Source organism: Pseudomonas sp. TE3910 (assembly GCF_056279025.1).
Window position 1 is genome coordinate 3,998,405 of the sequence record NZ_JBWBQN010000001.1, and the last position, 15,999, is coordinate 4,014,403.

The 15,999-nt window shown below is 61.8% G+C and carries 12 protein-coding genes; 5 read left to right on the forward strand and 7 right to left on the reverse strand.

Annotated elements, in window-relative coordinates; translation table 11 throughout:
• Positions 1-20: 20 nt before the first annotated feature.
• Positions 21-1,079, reverse strand: a complete 1,059-nt coding sequence (locus ACZ9H3_RS18270; RefSeq protein WP_065757948.1) for an ATP-NAD kinase family protein — start codon at positions 1,077-1,079, stop codon at positions 21-23.
• Between the two features lie 280 nt (positions 1,080-1,359).
• On the opposite strand from ACZ9H3_RS18270, the gene ACZ9H3_RS18275 reads away from it, so the two are divergent.
• Positions 1,360-3,240 (forward strand): sigma-54-dependent Fis family transcriptional regulator, encoded by a 1,881-nt coding sequence (locus tag ACZ9H3_RS18275; RefSeq protein WP_330522335.1) that lies wholly within the window; start codon positions 1,360-1,362, stop codon positions 3,238-3,240.
• A 63-nt stretch (positions 3,241-3,303) separates the two neighbouring features.
• On the opposite strand, the gene accC is transcribed toward ACZ9H3_RS18275, so the two are convergent.
• The 6 genes from accC to ACZ9H3_RS18305 all read right to left on the reverse strand — a co-directional run bounded on the left by accC (position 3,304) and on the right by ACZ9H3_RS18305 (position 11,437).
• Positions 3,304-4,665, reverse strand: coding sequence for an acetyl-CoA carboxylase biotin carboxylase subunit (gene accC, locus ACZ9H3_RS18280; RefSeq protein WP_065757950.1), 1,362 nt, complete (start codon positions 4,663-4,665; stop codon positions 3,304-3,306).
• A 17-nt stretch (positions 4,666-4,682) separates the two neighbouring features.
• The gene (gene accB, locus ACZ9H3_RS18285; protein WP_065757951.1) at positions 4,683-5,141 is read right to left on the reverse strand and encodes an acetyl-CoA carboxylase biotin carboxyl carrier protein; all 459 of its coding nucleotides are present in this window, start codon (positions 5,139-5,141) and stop codon (positions 4,683-4,685) included.
• Positions 5,142-5,231: 90 nt separating this feature from the next.
• Positions 5,232-5,684 (reverse strand): type II 3-dehydroquinate dehydratase, encoded by a 453-nt coding sequence (gene aroQ / locus ACZ9H3_RS18290; RefSeq protein ID WP_065757952.1) that lies wholly within the window; start codon positions 5,682-5,684, stop codon positions 5,232-5,234.
• A gap of 172 nt (positions 5,685-5,856) precedes the next feature.
• On the reverse strand, positions 5,857-7,638 hold the full coding sequence (locus tag ACZ9H3_RS18295) for a protein-disulfide reductase DsbD (protein ID WP_476221867.1): 1,782 nt from the start codon (positions 7,636-7,638) through the stop codon (positions 5,857-5,859).
• A gap of 113 nt (positions 7,639-7,751) precedes the next feature.
• On the reverse strand, positions 7,752-9,713 hold the full coding sequence (locus ACZ9H3_RS18300; protein ID WP_330522337.1) for a methyl-accepting chemotaxis protein: 1,962 nt from the start codon (positions 9,711-9,713) through the stop codon (positions 7,752-7,754).
• Between the two features lie 107 nt (positions 9,714-9,820).
• Entirely contained in the window at positions 9,821-11,437 is a 1,617-nt protein-coding gene (locus ACZ9H3_RS18305) for a diguanylate cyclase (RefSeq protein WP_476221869.1), read from the reverse strand.
• Between the two features lie 282 nt (positions 11,438-11,719).
• On the opposite strand from ACZ9H3_RS18305, the gene ACZ9H3_RS18310 reads away from it, so the two are divergent.
• From ACZ9H3_RS18310 to speA, 4 genes are all read left to right on the forward strand, one after another.
• Positions 11,720-12,793: a DUF2333 family protein gene (locus tag ACZ9H3_RS18310; RefSeq protein ID WP_476221871.1), complete on the forward strand. Its 1,074-nt coding sequence runs from the start codon at positions 11,720-11,722 to the stop codon at positions 12,791-12,793.
• Positions 12,794-12,797: 4 nt separating this feature from the next.
• Positions 12,798-13,334 carry an NUDIX hydrolase gene (locus ACZ9H3_RS18315; protein ID WP_099773444.1) on the forward strand — a complete coding sequence of 179 codons (537 nt, stop codon included), beginning with the start codon at positions 12,798-12,800 and terminating at the stop codon, positions 13,332-13,334.
• Positions 13,335-13,527: 193 nt separating this feature from the next.
• Positions 13,528-13,899, forward strand: a complete 372-nt coding sequence (locus tag ACZ9H3_RS18320; RefSeq protein ID WP_065757957.1) for a translation initiation factor Sui1 — start codon at positions 13,528-13,530, stop codon at positions 13,897-13,899.
• A 154-nt stretch (positions 13,900-14,053) separates the two neighbouring features.
• Entirely contained in the window at positions 14,054-15,967 is a 1,914-nt protein-coding gene (gene speA, locus ACZ9H3_RS18325; protein ID WP_330522339.1) for an arginine decarboxylase, read from the forward strand.
• Positions 15,968-15,999: the final 32 nt, after the last annotated feature.

The following is a 15,999-nucleotide window of genomic DNA, read 5'->3' on the forward strand; positions in this document are numbered from 1 at the left end:
TGTTGTTCTCCAGGGTTGTCTCAGCACGGTTGATTCGCAGGGTGTTGCGGGTGTTCACGGCCAACGGCCAACAGGCGATGGCGGGCGGCGTAGGCGAGCACCGCTTCGACATCGATGCTCAACGGGCCATGGCCGTCGAGGGTGATAGTGGGGCGGTCCTGCTCGCTGAACTCGATTTCGCGTTCACCGTCCAGGGCCAGGGTGCCGCTGGCCAGGCTCAGTGAGTGGGCCACGCCAGGTGTCAGGGTGCCGGCGGCGGTGACTCCGCAGCCCAGTAGCAGGCCTGGTGCCAGCGGTGCCAGCAGGGCCTGGTCGGCGTGGGGGTGCAGGCGTACCCAGGCGCCCTCGGGGGCATTTCGAGGTACCGGACACCACAGCCCGCACAGCGCCGAAAGGCCGATGGCATGAGGTTCGGCGAAGGTCACGAAGACTTCCGCAAGGTCTTCCGTGCGGCTGATGGCGCGGGCACCGACAAAACGTTGTGGCGACACCGCGACGTCCACCAGCGCCCATTCACAGATACCTCGGTTGGGCTCGCGCACCAGCAGGCGTTTGTTGCGCCGCAGGCTGACCGGTGCCGGCACCCGGCCACTGGCATAGAGGCCACCGGCCAGGCCGGCGCTGGTGGCTTCGCGCAGTTCCGGAAAGGCATTGTTGGTACCGGTGGAGAGCGTCAGTAGTGGGATGTCACCTACCTCGGCCGCCACTGCCTTGTGGGTACCGTCGCCACCCAGCACCGCAATGAGCGTGGCGCCCTGTTCGACCATCAGACGGGCGGCCAGGCGGGTATCCTCGACGGTCTGGCGCAGCGGCATGTCGAGGATGCGCAGCTGTGGCCAACGCTGCTGGGCAGCCTGTGGCCCGAGGCCCGCCTTGAGTACGGCAGCGGCGATACCGGTCATGTCTGGCGGCAGCAGCACCTGGTCAACCCCAGTCGCGGCAAAGGCCGCCAACAGGCGTTGCACGGCCGAGGCCTTATCGGTGCTGGAATAGAGCCCAGCGTTGGCAGTCAGTCGGCGCAGATCGCGACCCGAAGCCGGGTTGGCGATGATGCCTACGGTGAGAACGGGATGGCTCATGGGCACACCTTTGGTTTTGTTTGTCAGGGCTAGAGCAAGCGCGGTGCCAAGGTGCCTTGAACGATGCGCAAAGGGCCGTTCCAGAGCGGTTTTGTAGTGAGGTTGTGCATGCGCGTGGCAAGGTGCGGCAAGACGCTGGGTGTCGGTCGCAGGGGCTGTTGGCTGAGACGCCGAGACGCTGCGTCTCACAGAGGCCATGGCGCAGGCAGTGCTTGTCGAGGGCCGGCAATGGGCGCTTAATGGGCCGCATAACGACAAGAACACGAGAACCGGAGGCCCCATGCTTGCCGCGAACTCCAAGGCCCACGTCGATTGCGTCAGCCGTGTGCTGAAGAATGCCGATCGTCTGCCTCAAGCGCCGGTCCCGGCGCCTATCCTCGACTCCTGGCGCCGCTCCATGGAGCAGCACCGTCTTGACCCGGCCTCGCTGCAAGGGCCACGTATCCTCTCGCAAAGCTCGCTGAATGAATGCCGCGAGCGCGCCGAGCTGTTCCTGCGCATCGCCAGTGATGCTGTGGCACGCCTGCACGGGCGGGTGCGTGATGCCGACTACTGTGTGCTGTTGACCGATGCCCAGGGGCGCACCATCGACTACCGCGTCGAGTCGACGATTCGCAATGACTGCCGCAAGGCGGGCCTGTACTTGGGTACCTGTTGGTCGGAAGGCGAGGAGGGCACCTGTGGCGTGGCTGGGGTACTGACCAGTCATGCACCGGTCACTGTGCACAAGCGCGATCACTTTCGAGCGGCCTTCATCGGCCTGACCTGCTCGGCTGCCCCGGTATTTGACCCTCAGGGCGCCCTGTTGGGCGTGCTCGATGTCTCGGCGCTGCAATCGCCGGACGACCGTCGCAGCCAGCACTTGATTCGGCAGATGGTGGTTCAGAGTGCGCGTGAGATCGAGAACGCCTTTTTCATGCACAACGCCGAACAGCATTGGGTGTTGCGCGCTCACAGTGCGCCTGGCTACGTCGACAGCCAGCCAGACTTTCTCCTGGCCTGGGATGCCGACGGACGCTTGCAGGCGCTCAACAGTGTGGCCCGGCGGGTGGTGCTTGAGCAGTGCGGGCAGGTGCCGGAGCACATTGGCCAGTTGTTCGACCTGGAGACCCTGCGGGCCGCGACCGACGAGGCGGCCCAGCGTTTGAACTGGACTGCCGCCGGTGGCGAAGTACACGCCCGGGTCAGTTCGCCACGACGCCAGCCAGTGCGGCGGGCGACCCGAATTGGACAGCTTGCGGTCGATCCGCGAGTGACGGAAGCCTTGCGCCTGGCGACGCGGGTCAAGGACTGCAACCTGGCGGTGCTGGTCCAGGGTGAGACAGGCTCGGGCAAGGAGGTTTTTGCCCGCCAGTTGCATCAGCGCAGTGCGCGAGCGGAAGGGCCTTTTGTGGCGCTCAACTGTGCGGCAATCCCCGAGAGCCTGATCGAGAGTGAGTTGTTCGGCTACGTCGCCGGAGCCTTCACGGGGGCCTCGACCAAAGGGATGCGTGGGCTGCTGCAGCAGGCTGATGGCGGTACGCTGTTTCTCGACGAGATCGGTGACATGCCGCTAGGTCTGCAAACGCGTTTGCTGCGGGTGCTGGCTGAGGGTGAAGTGGCCCCTCTTGGGGCTTCACGGCGTGAGCGGGTGGATATTCAGGTGATCTGCGCCACGCACCGCGACCTGGTTGCAATGGTGGCTGCAGGCAGTTTTCGAGAGGACCTGTACTTTCGGCTGGCCAACGCCCGTTTTGAACTGCCGCCGTTGCGCGAGCGTAGTGACTTGTTGGTATTGATCAATCAGGTGCTGGAAGAGGAGGCGAAAGCCTGTGGTGTGCAGGTGGGGCTTGGGGCGGCGGCGCTGGAGTGCCTGTTGAGCTACCGCTGGCCGGGTAATCTGCGTCAACTGCGGCAGGTGTTGCGGTATGCCTGTGCCGTATGCAGTGCCGGCACCTTGCAGGTGGAGGACCTGCCGCTGGACGTGCGCGGTGCGCAGTGCCCGGCACCCGAGCAGCAGCGGGTCAGCCCGCAGCGGCAAGTGCTGCTTGACGCGCTGGTGCGTCATCGTTGGAAACCGGGTGATGCTGCGCGCGCGCTGGGAATCTCGCGGGCGACGTTGTACCGACGGGTGCATGAGCATGGCATTGAAATGCCAAGGATGCAGGCGCCGCGTACGTGAGTCCCCTATAAAACAAAAAGCCCCTGGCCTTTCGGTCAGGGGCTTTTGCGCATCACTTTCGGATCACTCCTGGTTAGCCAGTTTGTGTTCCAGATAGTGAATGTTTACGCCGCCTTTGCAGAAACCTTCATCACGCACCAGGTCGCGGTGCAGTGGAATGTTGGTTTTGATGCCATCAACGACGATCTCGTCCAGGGCATTGCGCATACGGGCCATGGCCTCGTCGCGGTCTTTGCCGTAGGTGATCAGCTTGCCGATCAGCGAGTCGTAGTTCGGCGGTACGCTGTAGCCGCTGTACAGGTGCGAATCGACACGGATGCCGTTGCCGCCTGGCGCGTGGAAGTGCTTGACCGTGCCTGGGCTCGGGATGAACTTCTTCGGGTCCTCGGCGTTGATCCGGCATTCCAGCGAGTGGCCGCGAATCACGACGTCTTCCTGGGTGAACGACAGCTTGTTGCCAGCGGCGATGCTCAGCATCTCCTTGACGATGTCGATGCCTGTGACCATCTCCGAAACCGGGTGCTCCACCTGAACACGGGTGTTCATTTCGATGAAGTAGAAGTTGCCGTTTTCGTAGAGGAACTCGAAGGTGCCAGCACCACGGTAGCCGATCTCGATGCACGCCTGGACGCAGCGGGCAAAGACTTCCTGACGGGCTTTCTCGTCGATGCCTGGTGCTGGTGCTTCTTCCAGCACTTTCTGGTGACGACGCTGCAGCGAGCAGTCACGGTCGCCCAGGTGGATGGCATTGCCCTGGCCGTCGGACAGTACCTGAACTTCCACGTGACGTGGGTTGGTCAGGAACTTCTCCAGGTAGACCATGGAGTTGCCGAACGCAGCACCGGCTTCGGTACGGGTCAGTTTGGCCGAGGCAATCAGGTCCTCTTCCTTGTGCACCACACGCATGCCGCGACCACCACCGCCACCGGCGGCCTTGATGATCACTGGATAGCCGACTTCACGGCCAATGGCCAGTGCAGTCTCTTCGTCTTCCGGCAGTGGGCCGTCGGAGCCTGGTACGGTCGGTACACCGGCGCGCTTCATGGCGTCCTTGGCCGAAACCTTGTCGCCCATCAGGCGAATGGTGTCGGCTTTCGGGCCAATGAAGGCAAACCCGGAGTTTTCTACCTGCTCGGCGAAGTCGGCGTTTTCCGCGAGGAAGCCGTAGCCTGGGTGAATGGCGGTAGCGCCGGTCACTTCAGCCGCGGCGATGATTGCCGGGATGTGCAGGTAGGACTGGCTGGCCGAAGCCGGGCCGATGCAAACCGATTCGTCGGCCAGGCCCAGGTGCATCAGCTCGCGGTCAGCCGTGGAGTGTACGGCGACGGTCTTGATGCCCATCTCTTTGCAGGCACGCAGGATCCGCAGGGCAATTTCACCGCGGTTGGCGATCAGAACTTTTTCCAACTTCGCAGGTTTCAACATCGTTGGCTCTCCGCGGTTCAAACGATGGTGAACAGCGGCTGGTCGAACTCAACCGGCTGGCCGTCTTCTACCAGAATGGATTCAATCACACCGCTGGTTTCAGCTTCGATGTGGTTCATCATTTTCATGGCTTCGACGATGCACAGGGTGTCGCCTTTCTTCACGGTCTGGCCAACTTCAGCGAAGTTTGGCGAGGTTGGCGAAGGCTTGCGGTAGAAGGTACCGACCATTGGCGAGCGAACCACGGTGCCGTTCAGTTTTGGCGCGGCGGCAGCTTCGGCAACCGGGGCGGCAGCAGCGGGTGCAGCGGCAGGTGCGACGGCAGCAGCCATTGGGGCTGGCGCGTAGTACTGCTGAGCTGGCGTCTTGCTGTGGCGGCTGATCCGTACGGATTCTTCGCCTTCCTTGATCTCCAGCTCGTCGATGCCGGACTCTTCCAGCAGTTCGATCAGTTTCTTGACTTTACGGATATCCATGAATCATCAACTCCCAAGGTTCGGTCAGGGGCGTATAAACGTGTAATCAAACGTTTCTATGAGCCCGGCCAATGGGCCAGGTACTCGTTATCAGGGCTTTGCGTTCGCTGCCAATTGCTCCAGTGCAGACTCCAGGGCCAGCCGGTAACCGCTAGCGCCCAGGCCGCAGATCACGCCTACGGCGACATCTGAAAAGTAGGAGTGATGGCGAAAAGGTTCACGCTTGTGCACGTTAGACAAATGCACTTCGATGAATGGGATGCTCACCGCCAGCAGCGCGTCACGTAATGCGACACTTGTGTGCGTAAAAGCCGCCGGGTTGATCAGGATGAAGTCCACGCCTTCGTTGCGTGCGGCGTGGATACGGTCGATCAACTCGTACTCGGCATTGCTCTGCAGGTACTGCAGGTGGTGGCCAGCGGCACGGGCGCGCTGTTCCAGGTCCTGGTTGATCTGATCCAGGGTCACGGCACCGTAAACACCAGGCTCGCGGGTGCCAAGCAGGTTCAGATTGGGGCCATGCAGTACCAGTAGCGTTGCCATCTGCGGATCCTTTTTTATTCGTGCGAACACATCAGCGCGGCGACTATGCCGCAAGCACGGGGCAGTGTCCAGTTACCTGCAATAGCCAGCACGATGAGCGAGATTCACGCAAAATATATGACCATTTTGTTAATTTTGGTCATGCATGCCGCTTTTTTACGACCACAGCAAGTTATAGACGCAGTTCGCTACGAATGCGCAACAGATGTTCAGCAAATTCGCCGGCGTTTGTCTCGCCAACCACTCGGGCGTCGGTTTTTTCGCTGCCGTTCGCCGCAAAAAACATCAGCGCAGGTGGGCCGAACAGGTGGTAGCGGTCGAGCAGGGCACGTTGTTCAGCGGTGCTCTCGGTGATGTCGAACTTGATCAAGCGAAAGCCCTCCAGATGCGCCTGGACAGCAGGTGCACTCAGTACCTCGCGCTCGATCACCTTGCAGCTGATGCACCAGTCGGCGTACCAATCCAGCACCACGGGTTGCCCTGCTGCTTTGGCCTCGGCCAGGGCGGCGTCGAGTGCTGCGGGTGTGCGCACCTTCTGCCACGCGTCGGCCTGGGCGCTGGTGATGGCACTGGCGCTGCTTGGCAGGTGCGTTTTGCCCAGTGGCCTGAACGGGTCGGTCTGGCCACTGAAGGCGCCATACCAGCAGGCCACTGCATAGGCGAGCAGTAACAGGCCGAGCAATTGCATCAGGCGTCGGGCCGGGCTTTTCTCGATGAACTCAAGGGCACCGAGGAACAGTGCGACACCCGCCGTCAGCAAGCCGATCAGCACCAGGGTCACTTCGCCCGGCAATATCCGGCTTAGCAGGCCGATGGCCAGACCCAGCAGCAAGACACCAATGGCATTTTTCACGGTGACCAGCCAAGGGCCGCTTCTTGGCAGCCAGGCGGCACCGCCGGTGGCGACCAACAGCAGCGGCGCCCCCATGCCCAGGCCCAGGGCAAAAAGCTTCAGCGCGCCGCCCAGCGCATCGCCACTGGCGCTGATATACAGCAGGGCGCCGGCCAATGGTGCGGATACGCAGGGCGATACCAACAAGCTGGAGAGGATGCCAAGCACCGCCGCACCAAGTAGTGAGCCGCCGCGTGTACGCCCGGCAATATGGTCAAGGCGAGTGCTCACGGCCAACGGCAAGCGCAGTTCAAACAGACCGAACATGGCCAGGGCAAAGACCACGAAGAACAGCGAAAACGGCACCAGTACCCAGGCCGATTGCAGGCGCGCCTGCAGGTTCAGTTCGGCGCCGAACAGCCCCATCAATGCGCCCAGCAGGGCAAAGCAGGCGGCCATCGGCAGGACGTAGGCCAGTGACAGGCTCAAGCCTCGCCACCCACCAATATGGCCGCGCAACACCACGCCGGAGAGAATCGGCAGCATTGGCAGTACGCACGGGGTGAAGGTCAGGCCGACGCCGGCGAGGAAGAACAGCAGCAAGGCTTTCCAGTCGGTATGGGTACTGGTCTTGGCCGTGTCGGCTGGCGCCGCGCCGCTGCCCGAAATGCTCAGGCGCTCAGTTTCCGGTGGGTAGCACAGGCCTTTGTCCGCGCAGCCCTGGTAGGTCACCAGCAGGGTGAAGGCGCGCTTATCGGCGCCCCGTGGCAGGGTGATGTCGAGGATGCCGTGATACACCTCGACATCGCCGAAGAATTCGTCGTGCTTGGCTTCGCCTTTGGGCAGCTGTGCGCTTCCCAGTGCAATGTCGGCGGGTTCGCTACGGAACTGAAAGCGGTGTCGGTAGAGGTAGTAACCCTCGGCAGCGACGAAGCGCAGGGTGATGGACTGCGCATCGTCCTTGACCAGGCTGAGCTTGAACGCTTCGCGTACTGGGAGGAAATCGGCGCTGTTGTTCAGCGTGGTGGCGCCTAGCGTTGCACTCGGACGGCTGTCGAGCAGGCCGGCGGTGGCAACGGGCAGGGCCAGGAGCATAAACAGAAGGCAAAGCAGACGGCGCATGACAATCTCGCGGAACGGGTATGGGCGCATCATAGCGGAGTGTGCCGAGACGTGCAGGCACCGCGCACCTCCTTACATCCCGCGGATGCCTTTACAGGCATCCGGTGCGCCACTCAAACCCTGAATGCGCGAACGGCAGTGTTCAGTTCGCCCCCCAGCCTGAGCAACTGTTCGCCCTGTTCACGGCCCTCGCCGATACGATGCAGGTTGTCTTCACCCAAGGTGTGGATGCGCTCGCTGTGATCACGAATTTCACTGACCGCGCCACTCTGTTGAGCCGTGACATCTGCGATACGCTCGGCGGTGGCAGCGATGGTCTGGATTGCCCCGACGATTTCATCCAGTGCGCCGTCGGCGGCCTGGGCCTGGCTGGCGGTCGCTTCAGCATGTTCAACCTGCGCACGCATACCTTCCACCGAATGGCGTGCGGCCTGTTGCAAGCGCTCGATCAGCGTTTGAATTTCTCCAGTAGCCCCCGTCGTGCGCTGCGCCAGCGAGCGGACTTCTTCGGCGACCACGGCAAACCCCCGGCCCATCTCGCCAGCCCGTGCGGCCTCGATGGCCGCGTTGAGGGCCAGCAGGTTGGTCTGTTCGGCAATCGAGCGGATCACCGTCAGTACACCCCCGATGGTTGCCGACTCCTGAGCCAGTTGTTCGATCATCTGGGCGTTGCCCTGCACCTCGCCGACCAGCGAGTGCAGCCCGGTCAGGCTTTGGCCAATGACTCGCTGCCCCTGCTCGACGGCACGCCCGGCACTGCGGCTGGCATCGGCAGCCTGGCTGGCATCGCCAGCGACCTGGACAATCGTGGCCTCCAGCTCACCCAGCGCGTCGCGTATCTGCGCTGTATCTCCGGCCTGGCGCTCGGCGCCATCGTGCAGGGCACTGCTCATGTTGGCCAAGGCATGGCTGCTGCCGGCCACTTGTTCGGCATTGCTGCGCAACGTGCCAACCAGTTCCACCAGATAGATGCGCAGGCGATTGAGCGAGTCCTGAATATCGCGCAACTCGCGGTTGGTTGCGCCCAGGGCGATGGTCTGGCTGAAGTCGCCTTCCGCCCAGCGCGACAGTGCCGGGGAGAGGTTGGTCAGCACCCGCGTCAAGCGTCTCTGCAGGGTGTCGATCAACAGGGCAATCAGCAGGATCATGGCAATCATGACACCCTGGATCAGGCGTACTTCACCCTGTATCTGCGCGTGCTGGCTACGCACGCCTGGCTCCAGTTCGGCAATCGCCTGTTGTACTGCTGCAATGCGCTCATGGGTGCTGTTGGCCAGCTCGGCGCGGCGTTGAATCTGTTCGCGGGTGCGTTGAAGCTCGCCCGGATAACGGCTTAGCAGGCTGTTAAGCTCGCGTTTCAGGGCGATGCCGCTGTCTTCGGCGACGGCGGTGGTTTCGCTCTGCAAGCCCATCAACGCGGCGAAGTCGTCTGTGCTCGAGGCTGTGCTGGCGGTGACGCCCAGCAATGGCAACTGGTCGAGTGCGCGGGCTTGGCCGACGATGCTTTGCAGCTCGCGCTCGACCTCGTCGGCCAGTTCGCTGCGGCCACTGCTGACCAACTTGTCGCGTGCCAGTGAGAGCCTGCCCAAATGCACGCTGGCATTGAGCAGCGCTTGTGGGTAGTGCCCGGCGTCGGGGCTATTGCTGCTCTGGGCATATTGCGCCAGTTGTTCAAGTGCCGCCCCAAGCTCGCGTTCGGCTTGCAGCAACAGGGCTTGAGGGTCGCCGGCAAGCTTGCCGGCGGCCAGCAGCTCGGAGCCGGTAAACGCCTGCAGGCTGTCCAGGCTTGGGCGCAGGCGAGCGGCCAGGTCGTCGGGGAGAACGCTCAGTTGTGCCTGCAAGTCGACGATAGCCTGCTGTGCTTCAGCATGGCGCAGCGCATCGCCGCTATTCAGGTAGTCCTGAATGTTGCGCGCGGCCTGGTTCTGAAACTGCTGGGACAGGCCCAGGTAGCGCTCCATCAGCAGATAGGGGCGCTCCAGTGCATGCTGTGACCACCACAGTGTCGCGCCCAAGGCCAGGCAGACGGTGACCAGCAACAAGGTGTTGAGATTGGTAAGCAGCTTCAGGCGCATATCCAGGGTCTACCAACGGCTGAATGGTAAGTCTCTGAAGTTATTGCGTTTTTGTTACGAGGTTATGACGAAGGCGCGGAAGAACTAAAAAAACTGGCACATTGCCTTTATGGTTCGCTGCGCAGCACGGTGTTGCGCCCTGCAGCCTTGGCCCGGTACAGCGCCTCATCGGCGGCGGTTGCCATGCTCAACGCATCGAGCCCATCGTTCAGTTGTACAACCCCAGCGCTGAACGTGCAGTACAGGTCGCGCGGCTGAGCCGGGTAATGGATTTCGGAGAAGCGCTGGCGGATCTCATCCAGCACTTTGTGTGCGGCATTCAGGTCTGTACTGGGCATGACAATCGCAAACTCTTCGCCGCCATAGCGACCAATAAAGTCGGTCTTGCGCAGGCGTTGTTTCAGAAACAGCGCCAGGCTTTTGATCACGCGGTCGCCCATGGGGTGGCCGTGGCTGTCGTTGACCTTCTTGAAGTGATCGATGTCGAGCATTGCAAAGCTCAATGGGCGCTCTTCGCGACGGGCGCGGAAGCTGCAGTCTTCCAGCAATTGCAGGATGTGCGTGTGGTTGTACAGGCCGGTGAGGCTGTCGCGCACCATGCGTGCATTGAGGTTGCGCGCCCGTGCCGCACGGTTGCGTACCGTGGTGATCAGATGGTGCGAACGGATGGGTTTGGTCAGGAAGTCGTCGCCGCCCTCGCTCATGGCTTCGAGCTGCTTGTCCAGGTCGTCCTCGGCCGACAGGTAAATGATCGGCACACTGACATAACGATCGTTCTGTCGGATGACCTTGGCCAGCTCTGGCCCCGTGCAGCCCGGCATGTACAGATCAAGAATGATCAGGTCTGGCTGGAAGTCGGCCAGCTCAGCCATGGTTTGAATCGGGTCGGTGAGGGTGCGGGTAACGATGCCTGCGTTGTTCAGCAAGCGCTCGGTGTAGATGGCTTGAGCCCGCGAATCATCAATGACCAGTACCCGGAACGGTTCGTACTGAGTCACGCTGGTCAGCAGTTCGACCTTTTCCAGCAGGCTGGAGGCTTCCAGCGTGCCGGTCAGAAATTCCTGGCCGCCAGCACGCACGGCAGCCAGGCGCGTCGGCGTATCGGTTTCGTGCAGGCTGAAGAACAACAGCGGAAGGGGCTGCTCCAGCCCCTGTTGAGCCTGGGCCGCCAGATGCAGGCCATGCCCGCTGCCGGTGAAGTCGACGTCCATGACGAGGGCGGCCGGCAGACGCTCGGCCATCGAGGCCCGAAAGGCTTCGGCGCTGTTCAGTGCCTGTACCCCTAGGCCAAAGAACTCCAATTGCGTCGCCAGTCGCTCTGCCCGGTCATGGTCTTGCAGCATGATGTAAACCGGCTTACGCAGCGGCGGCAGCGGGGTCTGCTCAAGCTGGTCGCCCTGGCGCAAGCCAGTGCGCGACAGGCGTTGCATCAGGCGGTTGAGTTCATTGATCAAGCCGCTGCTCAGGCGCGCACCGTTAGCCTCTATGGCCTTCAGGGTTTGCCCTATTGCCTCGGCCAGTTGACTGTGCTCAGGCTGGTCAAAGCGCTCGGCATAACGCTGCAGTCGCAGGTTGGCTTCGCACAGTTCACCGAGGTCATTGCTCGACCATTCGCTACGCTGAAGGCGTTGCCAGATCTCAAGTATCTGCCGAGCCTGGTGAATGACCCGCTGGGCAAAGTGCTGTTTGAGGCGCTCACGATTTGGGTCTTCTGGCTCGGTCATGTCCTGACTACTTATATAGGGGTGAGGCTGAGTTCCAGTGATGGCTCTATGCTAGCACTACTTTTCAGGCGATCACGTGTCTTGCGTCAAATTACCGCGTTGCCTGCAAATTCAGTTTGTGACCGGATAGTCGCTTATGCGAAGCAGCCGGGTTGATTTATAGTGCAACGCATGATGCCGACCCCCGGCAGGCGAGCGGCTGTGAAAAGCACAGGGTACGCCGGCGCAATGCCTGGGCTTGCGGTCGAACCTTTGAACCGACGTGACTGAAAGGACAATGCCATGCTGGACTGGAAAAACCGTACAGGCAAAGCCGAGGCGCGCGAGCGGGCTGGTACCCGTGAAACAGCAGCGGGCAGCTATTTCAGCGGCCTGTTGTTCAGCCGGGCGCTGGGAACACTCATTGCCCTTTATCTGTTGGTGACGATTGCCCTGGGCTGGTACTGGAGCGAGGAGCCTGACCTGTTCCCGGTTCAGCAGAACGCCCAGGCTGCAGCTGAGCGCACGGGCAAGCAGATGGTGATCGGCTATACCACCATCGAAACCCTCAAGACTGTTTCCGGTACGTTGCTGCACAAGCCCGGTGGCTATATCTCCAACGACCGTTTCCCGCCAGGCCTGTGGATGGACAACATGCCGAGCTGGGAGTACGGCGTGCTGGTCCAGGTGCGTGACCTGAGCCGCGCCCTGCGCAAGGACTTTGCCCGCTCCCAGTCGCAGTCCACCGAGGATGCTGACCTGGCCAAGGCCGAGCCGCGCTTCAACTTCGATAACAAGAGCTGGATCTTGCCGTCGAGCGAGTCGGAGTTCCAGGAAGGCATCAACAGCCTGACCCGTTATCAGAACCGCCTGGCCTCGCCTGACCAGCAGGGCGCGCAGTTCTATACCCGTGCCGACAACCTGAACAACTGGTTGGGTGATGTCGCCACGCGCCTGGGTTCGCTGTCCCAGCGCCTGTCGGCCAGTGTCGGCCGGGTCAAGCTCAATACCACCCTGAAAACCGAGTCCGTGGTTGCCGGCCAGGTACCGCAATTGGATGAGGAAGTGGTCGAGACCCCGTGGCTGCAGATCGACAACGTGTTCTACGAGGCCCGTGGCCAGGCGTGGGCGCTGTCGCACCTGCTGCGCGCCATCGAGGTCGACTTCGCCGACGTGCTGGCGAAGAAGAACGCCACCGTCAGCGTGCGTCAGATCATCCGCGAGCTGGAGGCCTCCCAAGAGTCTCTGTGGAGCCCGATGGTACTCAACGGCAGTGGCTTCGGCATGTGGGCCAACCACTCGTTGGTGATGGCCAACTACATTTCCCGGGCCAACGCCGCAGTGATCGATCTGCGCCAACTGCTGTCCCAGGGCTGAGGCGGTGGCCATCTCTTCCCGCGAGGCGGCGCATCGCGCCGCTTCAGATGCTGAGCGCATCGTCTGGGTCGACCGCGACGATGCCGAGCTGGGTGCCATGCAACGGGCCGAGTTGCGCGAGCGCGGCTTGATCGGTCGTGGCACGTTCATTCTGCTGTTCAACTCGGCCGGGCACCTGTGCGTGCACCGGCGCACACTGAGCAAGGCGCTTTATCCGGGCTATTGGGATGTGGCCGCTGGCGGCATGGTGGCGGTGGGTGAAAGCTACGCCGCCTCGGCAGCGCGAGAGCTGGAAGAAGAATTGGGCGTAACCGGCGTTGAACTGACGGCCCATGAGCGTTTTTTCTTCGATCAGCCCGACAACCGTTTGTGGTGCGCGGTGTTCTCGGCCGTCTGGGACGGCCCCCTGCGGCTACAGCCGGAGGAGGTCAGCGAGGCTCGTTTTCTGCCCCTGGAAGCGGTCATGGCCGACAGCCTGGTGCAGCCATATTGCCCCGATTCACTGGCCGCGTTGAAACGTTACCTCGACCGTCAATCCTGAGGTCGCTAAATCTGCCTAAAATGGCGCAGATTTGTACTTAGCATTTGCTGCATTTGTCGTTACACTGCGCGGCCTTTTAAAGCCGGGACTGTTCGCAGACCCGGTTGCGCTGCCCCTGCCAGAGTGGGGCTTCGCGGTCGGTACCTCGCTCGGGGCATCGACCAGTTTTTGTCCTCACGATAGAGGATCAAAAGTGGCCAAAAAAGCCGCATCATTCGCTGCCCTTGGCGGCCTGGTGTTCTCCACCGATGCAGGTCGGCATTGCCCGGACTGCAGCCAACCCATCGATGCCTGCATCTGCAAGCAGACGGCCATCCCTGAAGGCGATGGCATTGCTCGCGTGCGCCGCGAAAGCAAAGGCCGTGGCGGCAAGACCGTTACCACCATCAGCGGCGTGCCGCTGCCCCTCGAAGCACTCAAGGATCTGGCCAGCACGCTCAAGCGCCGCTGTGGAACCGGTGGTGCCTTGAAGGACGGTGTCATCGAGATCCAGGGCGATCATGTCGAGCTGTTACTGGCAGAACTGGTCAAACAGGGCTTCAAGGCGAAAAAATCCGGTGGCTGATCGGCCCCGTCGCGATTTTTTGCATTCCCGTTTCTAAACTCGTTCCCGTAGGAAGGGTCTACCCCTGAACACGGAAGACCGTCATTTTCAGGATTTACACTGCGCCCGCTCCGGGCTGGCCGGTGTTCTTCGATTTTTTATATAGGGGACTTCGATGTCCGTACGACGCACACGCAAAGACGATGGCAGCCAATGGACCGTTGCGGACAGCCGCAGTGTGTATGGGATCCGCCATTGGGGGGCCGGGTATTTCGCGATCAACGAGGCCGGGCGCGTCGAAGTACGCCCCAACGGGCCGGGCAGTGCGCCGATCGACCTGTTCGAGGAAGTCGATGAACTGCGCAAGAGCGGCTTGTCGCTGCCATTGCTGGTTCGTTTCCCCGACATCCTGCAAGACCGCGTACGCCAACTGACCGGTGCTTTCGACGCCAACATCGCGCGCCTGGAATACCAGAGCAAGTACACCGCGCTGTACCCGATCAAGGTCAACCAGCAGGAAGCGGTGGTGGAAAACATCATCGCCACTCAGGACGTGTCCATCGGCCTTGAGGCAGGCTCCAAGCCTGAGCTGCTGGCCGTGCTGGCGCTGGCGCCGAAGGGCGGCACCATCGTTTGCAACGGTTACAAGGACCGCGAGTTCATCCGCCTGGCGCTGATGGGCCAGAAGCTGGGCCACAACGTCTTTATCGTCATCGAGAAAGAGTCGGAAGTGGCGCTGGTGATCGAAGAAGCCGCCGAACTCAAGGTCAAGCCGCAGGTTGGCCTGCGTGTGCGCCTGTCGTCCCTGGCTTCGAGCAAGTGGGCTGACACCGGTGGCGAAAAATCCAAGTTCGGCCTGTCGGCTGCACAACTGATCTCGGTGGTACAGCGCTTCCGTGATGCTGGCCTGGATCAGGGTATCCGCCTGCTGCACTTCCACATGGGTTCGCAGATCGCCAACCTGGCGGACTACCAGCACGGTTTCAAGGAAGCCATTCGCTATTATGGCGAACTGCGCGCCCTGAACCTGCCGGTCGATCACATCGACGTTGGCGGTGGCCTGGGCGTGGACTACGACGGTACCCACTCGCGCAACGCCAGTTCGATCAACTACGACATGGACGACTACGCCGGTGTCGTGGTCGGCATGCTCAAGGAGTTCTGCGATGCGCAGGGCCTGCCGCACCCGCACATCTTCTCCGAGAGCGGTCGCTCGCTGACTGCCCACCACGCCGTACTCGTGGTGCAGGTGACGGACGTTGAGAAACACAACGATGAAGTGCCGACCATCGAAGACAAGGAAAGCCTGCCGGAAACCGTGCAATGGCTGATCGACCTGCTTGGCCCGACTGACATCGAGATGGTCACCGAGACCTACTGGCGCGCCACGCACTACATGAGTGACGTCGCTACCCAGTATGCCGATGGCAAGATCACCCTGGCCCAGAAAGCCCTGGCCGAACAGTGCTACTTCGCCGTCTGCCGCCGCCTGCACAACTCGCTGAAGGCGCGCCAGCGTTCGCACCGTCAAGTGCTGGACGAACTCAACGACAAGCTGGCCGACAAGTACATCTGCAACTTCTCGGTGTTCCAGAGCCTGCCGGACACCTGGGCCATTGGCCAGGTACTGCCGATCCTGCCGTTGCACCGTCTTGACGAAGAGCCGATGCGCCGCGCAGTGCTGCAGGACCTGACCTGCGACTCCGATGGCAAGATCAACCAGTACGTCGACGAGCAGAGCATCGAGACCAGCTTGCCGGTGCATGGCATCAAAGAAGGTGAAGACTACCTGCTGGGTATCTTCCTGGTAGGTGCCTACCAGGAAATTCTGGGGGACATGCACAACCTGTTCGGTGATACCGATTCGGTGAACATCTACCAGAACCCGAACGGCAGCGTGTACCACGCCGGTATCGAAACCCACGACACCATCGAAGACATGCTGCGTTACGTGCACCTGTCGCCGGAAGAGCTGATGACGCACTACCGCGACAAGGTCGCCAGCGCCAAGATCAGTGCCCGCGAGCGCACCCAGTTCCTGGATGCCCTGCGCCTGGGCCTGACGCGTTCTTCGTACCTGTCCTCGTAACACGGCGTCGGCTGTCATCGCGGCCAAGGCCG

What these genes read in the sequence shown, in the direction of transcription:
- ACZ9H3_RS18270 (WP_065757948.1), bottom strand. Translation starts at nt 1,079, where the DNA reads ATGAGCCATCCCGTTCTCACCGTAGGCATCATCGCCAACCCGGCTTCG.
- ACZ9H3_RS18275 (WP_330522335.1), top strand. Translation starts at nt 1,360, where the DNA reads ATGCTTGCCGCGAACTCCAAGGCCCACGTCGATTGCGTCAGCCGTGTG.
- accC (WP_065757950.1), bottom strand. Translation starts at nt 4,665, where the DNA reads ATGTTGAAACCTGCGAAGTTGGAAAAAGTTCTGATCGCCAACCGCGGT.
- accB (WP_065757951.1), bottom strand. Translation starts at nt 5,141, where the DNA reads ATGGATATCCGTAAAGTCAAGAAACTGATCGAACTGCTGGAAGAGTCC.
- aroQ (WP_065757952.1), bottom strand. Translation starts at nt 5,684, where the DNA reads ATGGCAACGCTACTGGTACTGCATGGCCCCAATCTGAACCTGCTTGGC.
- ACZ9H3_RS18295 (WP_476221867.1), bottom strand. Translation starts at nt 7,638, where the DNA reads ATGCGCCGTCTGCTTTGCCTTCTGTTTATGCTCCTGGCCCTGCCCGTT.
- ACZ9H3_RS18300 (WP_330522337.1), bottom strand. Translation starts at nt 9,713, where the DNA reads ATGCGCCTGAAGCTGCTTACCAATCTCAACACCTTGTTGCTGGTCACC.
- ACZ9H3_RS18305 (WP_476221869.1), bottom strand. Translation starts at nt 11,437, where the DNA reads ATGACCGAGCCAGAAGACCCAAATCGTGAGCGCCTCAAACAGCACTTT.
- ACZ9H3_RS18310 (WP_476221871.1), top strand. Translation starts at nt 11,720, where the DNA reads ATGCTGGACTGGAAAAACCGTACAGGCAAAGCCGAGGCGCGCGAGCGG.
- speA (WP_330522339.1), top strand. Translation starts at nt 14,054, where the DNA reads ATGTCCGTACGACGCACACGCAAAGACGATGGCAGCCAATGGACCGTT.